This is a genomic window from Cyanobacteriota bacterium, assembly GCA_025054735.1.
Taxonomy (GTDB): domain Bacteria; phylum Cyanobacteriota; class Cyanobacteriia; order SKYG9; family SKYG9; genus SKYG9.
This window is the reverse complement of record JANWZG010000318.1, coordinates 1-4,772: the sequence shown is the minus strand read 5'-3', so window position 1 is coordinate 4,772 and position 4,772 is coordinate 1. Positions and strand designations below refer to the sequence as shown.

The window sequence follows — 4,772 nt, the reverse complement described above, 5'->3', positions numbered from 1 at the left end:
TTCTAGGTGGGGACATTGCAGCACCCTTTGGTGGACGAGCAGTACTATTTCCAGACGATGTTGAGGTGATTGATGCAGAGGTAGTGGTGATTAAAGAGGATGCCAAGAATCGGCTCAAGAGTGAATCTGAAGGTTTGCAAGGCTTTTTGAGTGAGAAATCGCAACAAGTCAAAAATCTGGTGAAGCAAGTGGGCGATCGCCTTAAGTCCCTAGTTTCTCCCCATGATCAGCCAGAAGTCGTGCGGGTGAAAATTAGAGAAGTTCGAGATGAACTAGCAGCAACAGGGCGACATGATCAGAATGCATTACAAGAGGCAGTTGATTTTCTGCAAGACAAGTGGGATAGCATTCAACAAAGCCTCAATCGCACTGGGCAGCGAATGAAACAAGCTATTGATGCTGCTTGGCAACGATTGACTCGTAAATCATAACTGCTCAGCTTGCAAGCCGCCCTCATCCCCTGGCTACTTCTTCTCTCGGCTTGGGAGAAGCAGGTTAATGAACTGAACAAGTGCTGACTTAATCATGGGAGTTGTAAAAATGTCCGAATCCGCTCGACTAGGCGCTGGGCTTCGGCCATATTTTTAGTGCGTAACATAGGAAACTTATTGGCAGCTAAGGGCAAAAACACAGGCTCATAATACACAACCCCATCGTCCACCTCTTCCCGAATGTCAATACCTCGTACATTGCGCAGTGATACATACTGATAGTGGTTACCAAGCAATGTCCGAGTGTGATAGATGGCTCGGTTCGTGCGTCGGTCTAGGGTCAGGGTTCTAGTTTTAAGCAACCCATAGACGATGGTGCTACCAATGCTTAGCAAGATTGTAAACACGCTTAACGGCAGCAATGTACGCCAAAAAAACCAGCGTGTGTCATGGCTGAGCTGTATTGATTGCTCCTTAGAACCTAAGAATTCTTTCAGACTGAACTCTAGGGCAGATAGTTGCCGATAGTCTGGCAGGAAGTCCGTGAATGCTAGTTCGCCTCGACGAGTGACAACCCGCATCTGATAAGCTTGATAGGCTCCTTCATCGTCGTGATAGGTTTTCTGATCTAGCCGCACATCCCTTACATCCTCAAGCTGGATAGGAGTTTGTTTTACAAGGCCAAAGAAGGATGCCTTTTGATACTCACAATTGACCCGATCGGAACTGATGCGTTGACAACTGAGGGTAGCGATCGCAGCTTCAGTGAGGGTAGTATAGCTGAGAAACAGGGGCACTACAATCAATCCCACCACCCAAATACACAACAGTGGTGATAGGGTCACCCCCTCCTGCAAAATCATTTCTACTGCTGTTTGCTTCACTAGCTTCATGGCCACTAACTACGGAGGAGCACATTAGGATGATGGCTGCTCAGGATTCACTGTAGGAGATGGCTCACTGTTGACTGTTGGCGATGGTGACAGGTGTGGAGATGACGGGGTCTGAGGCGGAGTGGCGTTAATCTGGGGTGATGGCGGTTGAGCTGATGGTTGGATAGGTGTTAACAGAGATGCATCATCTAGCGTAGGGTTGACCTGTAAGCGCTGAATTTCACGCTCTAACTGCTGTAACCCTTGCTCATAGAAATCGAGAGAACTGTTGCCAAGCCGCTGGGCACGCAGAGGAGTTGCCAATAATCCCCACATCATTAACAGCCCCAAGCAGACGATCGCCCCCGTTCTCATTCCATATCCTCCAACCTTACCAACCCCATTGTAGAGCAACTGACCAGTTGTCAGAGCAACTCACCAATCGTCAACTCGTTGACAGATCATTGTGCATCAGCGTAGGAGGGTAGGGGTTAGTTCTGTGACATGGGTGGCATCTTTATCTTGGGCAATGTGAAGTAGATGGTTGTACCTACTTGCACTTGAGATTCAATCCAAATCTTGCCACCATGGTTTTCTACAATCTTTTTACAAGTGGCCAGACCAATCCCCGAACCGTCATACTTGGTGGCTGCTTGGGTGCGCTGAAACATCTCAAATACCCGATTAATCTGGTCAGCTTCAATGCCAATGCCGTTATCTTGAATCCTAAAGAGCCAGTAGTCTGGTTCTGAAACGGCTGCAATAGACACATGTGGTGTAGTACCAGGGTTTACAAATTTGACAGCATTACCCACTAAGTTTTGAAACAATTGCATAATCTGAGTTTCGTTCCCCATAACTACAGGCAGCACTTCACAGGTAATGACCGGGCGCTTAGATCCACCCGTATGCAGGAAAGTTTCCAACATTTGCTTGACGACTACGTTGCAGTCCACTGGGCCAAAGCTTTGCTGTTTCCCGATGCGCGAATAGGTCAATAGGTCGTGAATCAGCCGCTGCATTCGGTTACCGGCAGTATAGACACGGTTGATGTAATCAATGGCAACATCATCTAACTGGTGTTCGTACTTTAACTGCAATAGCTTGACAAAACCTGTAATACTTTGCAACGGCTGCTGCAAATCATGGGAAACAACGTAGGCAAATTGCTCTAGTTCTCGATTAGAGCGGGCTAGTTCCTCATTTTGCTGCATCAGTTGTTGCTGCAACTGTTGAATGTGCAGTTGGTGGGTGATGCGAGCTAACACTTCAATTTCTTGGAAGGGCTTGGTGATATAGTCTACGCCGCCTACCACGAAGGCCTTAACCTTATCTATGGCATCATCTAGAGCACTGATGAAAATGATAGGAACATGACTGGTGTGAGGATTGGCCTTGAGATGTTGGCAAACGGTGTAGCCATCCATTCCGGGCATTTTGATATCGAGCAAAATTAGATCAGGCCGATCGGCTTCCACAGATGAAATGGCGCGCTGACCCGTCAGAGCTTTACGCACGTTAAATCCCTGGGAGGTTAGCATGGCTGACAATACTCGTAGATTGTCAGGGGTGTCATCTACAATCAAGATGTCACCTTTTGAGGGAGGGTAGCGACGTGAGAATTCTGTAGATTGGTTGTCAGTTTGCATCTGTGTTTCCATGCTGAATCACCTCTAAGATGCGATCGAAATAAAAATCATGAACCCAAGCGGTTATCACCTGTTTTAGGGTTGAATTTGAGTCAGGAATTTGCTCTACAAGTTGCAAGATGGTATCGTCAAGCCCCTTAATGGCAGCAACTTGAAGTTCCTTCACCCATTTAGCGGGCATTTGTGTCAACTCAGCACTCAACTCAGCGATCGTGGCGGACGTGTTATGTTGGTGGTTGTCTAGAGGGGGGGTAGTCTCTTCGTAGAGGTAGCAAACTCCCAGATGTTTTGCCAAGACTGATAACAGGGTTGCCTCCTGCACTGGTTTGCGTAAAAAGTCATCGCCTCCAATCCCTAGTCCCTCTATTTCAGTACCCTCAGCTACACTGGCTGTCAGAATGATAATCTTTGTCGGCGATCGGGGGATTGCCCGATTCAGGTTGTTTTCGCGTAATCGAATTTGACGAATTACTTCGTAGCCATCGATTCCTGGCATCCGAATATCCATCAAAACCACGTGAGGTTGCCACTGTTGCCAATGGTCTAACCCTTCGTAGCCATCCTTGGCTTCACGAATAGCAAACCCAAGAGGGGCCAGCATCTTGGTTAAGACACAGCGGTTTTCCCAGCGGTCTTCGACAATCAAAATACGATAGACTGGTTGGCCAGGAGCCAAAGCTGTGACGCGACGATCTAGCTCTGGCGATCGCCCAGGCATAGACACCACTCGAGTAGCCTGGATGTTAAACCTAAAGGTGCTGCCTCGATTGACTTCGCTGGATACCGTAATGTCACCACCCATCAGCCTAATGTACTTGCGGCTAATAGCTAACCCTAGGCCAGTGCCTTCATTGGCTTGTTGACCAGACTTGGTTTGCTCAAACGGCTGAAATAAGCAGTTGAGTTCATCGGGGGCAATACCCACCCCCGTGTCTTCTACTTCAAAGTGGAGGGTAATAGCATCCTGCTGGGGAGCGGTCAAGGATTCATCACGAGGTAGCAATGGCTGCGGAAGATGGCTTGGGCTATCAGACAACGACTCTAATCCTGATGATTGAGATACTCGTAGTGCTACATAGCCCTGATGGGTAAATTTCACTGCGTTGCTAATCAGATTTAACAGCACCTGTCTCAACCTACTTTCATCCGTGACAATAAACTGCGACACATTGGGGGCTAGTTCTACGATTAAGGTCAAATTCTTACTGTTGGCTTTAACCCGCATCATAGTCTCCACGTCGTGGATGAGGTGATGCAGGTCAACTTGGGTCTTGGTTAGTTTCAGTTTGCCCGTTTCAATCTTGGTCATGTCTAACACATCATTAATTAATCCCAGCAGGTGCTGACCACTGTGATTAATGATGCTGAGACTGTTGAGATGGTCTTGACTCAGGGACTTGTCATGGCTCATTACCTGTGTAAAGCCCAAAATGACGTTGAGGGGAGTTCGCAGTTCGTGGCTCATGTTCGCCAAAAACTCACTTTTTGCCCGGCTGGCTTCAGCACTGCGAGCAGCTTCATGTTGAGCAATTTCCTTGGCTCGTTGTAGATCGAGCTGAGTTTGTTTACGGTCAGTAACATCCTCTAACAGCAAGAGTAGCCCGTTGGGTGAGTCGGTGACTTGATGGCTATAGGGATAGGTGAGGGGTTGCAGTTGTAGGTCAAACCAGCGATCGTCGTAGGGCAAATCACGAAACTTGACCTCTTCACCAGCCTTGAGACAGGTAAGGCTAGTTTGCCACTGCTGAGGTGTAAGCCATGTTGGGACAATGCAGCGGTCTAGGTGGTCACCAACCATCACCATCAGCCAAGCGGTTGCT

The 4,772-nt window shown here is 48.0% G+C and carries 5 protein-coding genes; 1 reads left to right on the top strand and 4 read right to left on the bottom strand.

Features of this window, described 5'->3' with window-relative positions:
* The coding region (locus NZ772_14075; protein MCS6814677.1) for a photosystem reaction center subunit H at nt 1–431 on the top strand (431 nt) is incomplete at its 5' end.
* A 92-nt stretch (nt 432–523) separates the two neighbouring features.
* Here the strand turns inward: NZ772_14075 and NZ772_14070 are convergent.
* The 4 genes from NZ772_14070 to NZ772_14055 all read right to left on the bottom strand — a co-directional run.
* A complete protein-coding gene (locus NZ772_14070) occupies nt 524–1,324 on the bottom strand; it encodes a hypothetical protein (GenBank protein ID MCS6814676.1) in 801 nt (266 codons plus the stop codon).
* A 24-nt stretch (nt 1,325–1,348) separates the two neighbouring features.
* Nucleotides 1,349–1,678 (bottom strand): hypothetical protein, encoded by a 330-nt coding sequence (locus NZ772_14065; protein MCS6814675.1) that lies wholly within the window; start codon nt 1,676–1,678, stop codon nt 1,349–1,351.
* A 116-nt stretch (nt 1,679–1,794) separates the two neighbouring features.
* A complete protein-coding gene (locus NZ772_14060) occupies nt 1,795–2,964 on the bottom strand; it encodes a response regulator (protein ID MCS6814674.1) in 1,170 nt (389 codons plus the stop codon).
* A partial coding sequence (locus NZ772_14055; GenBank protein MCS6814673.1) for an ATP-binding protein occupies nt 2,942–4,772 on the bottom strand: 1,831 nt, incomplete at its 5' end. The genes NZ772_14060 and NZ772_14055, both read right to left, overlap by 23 nt.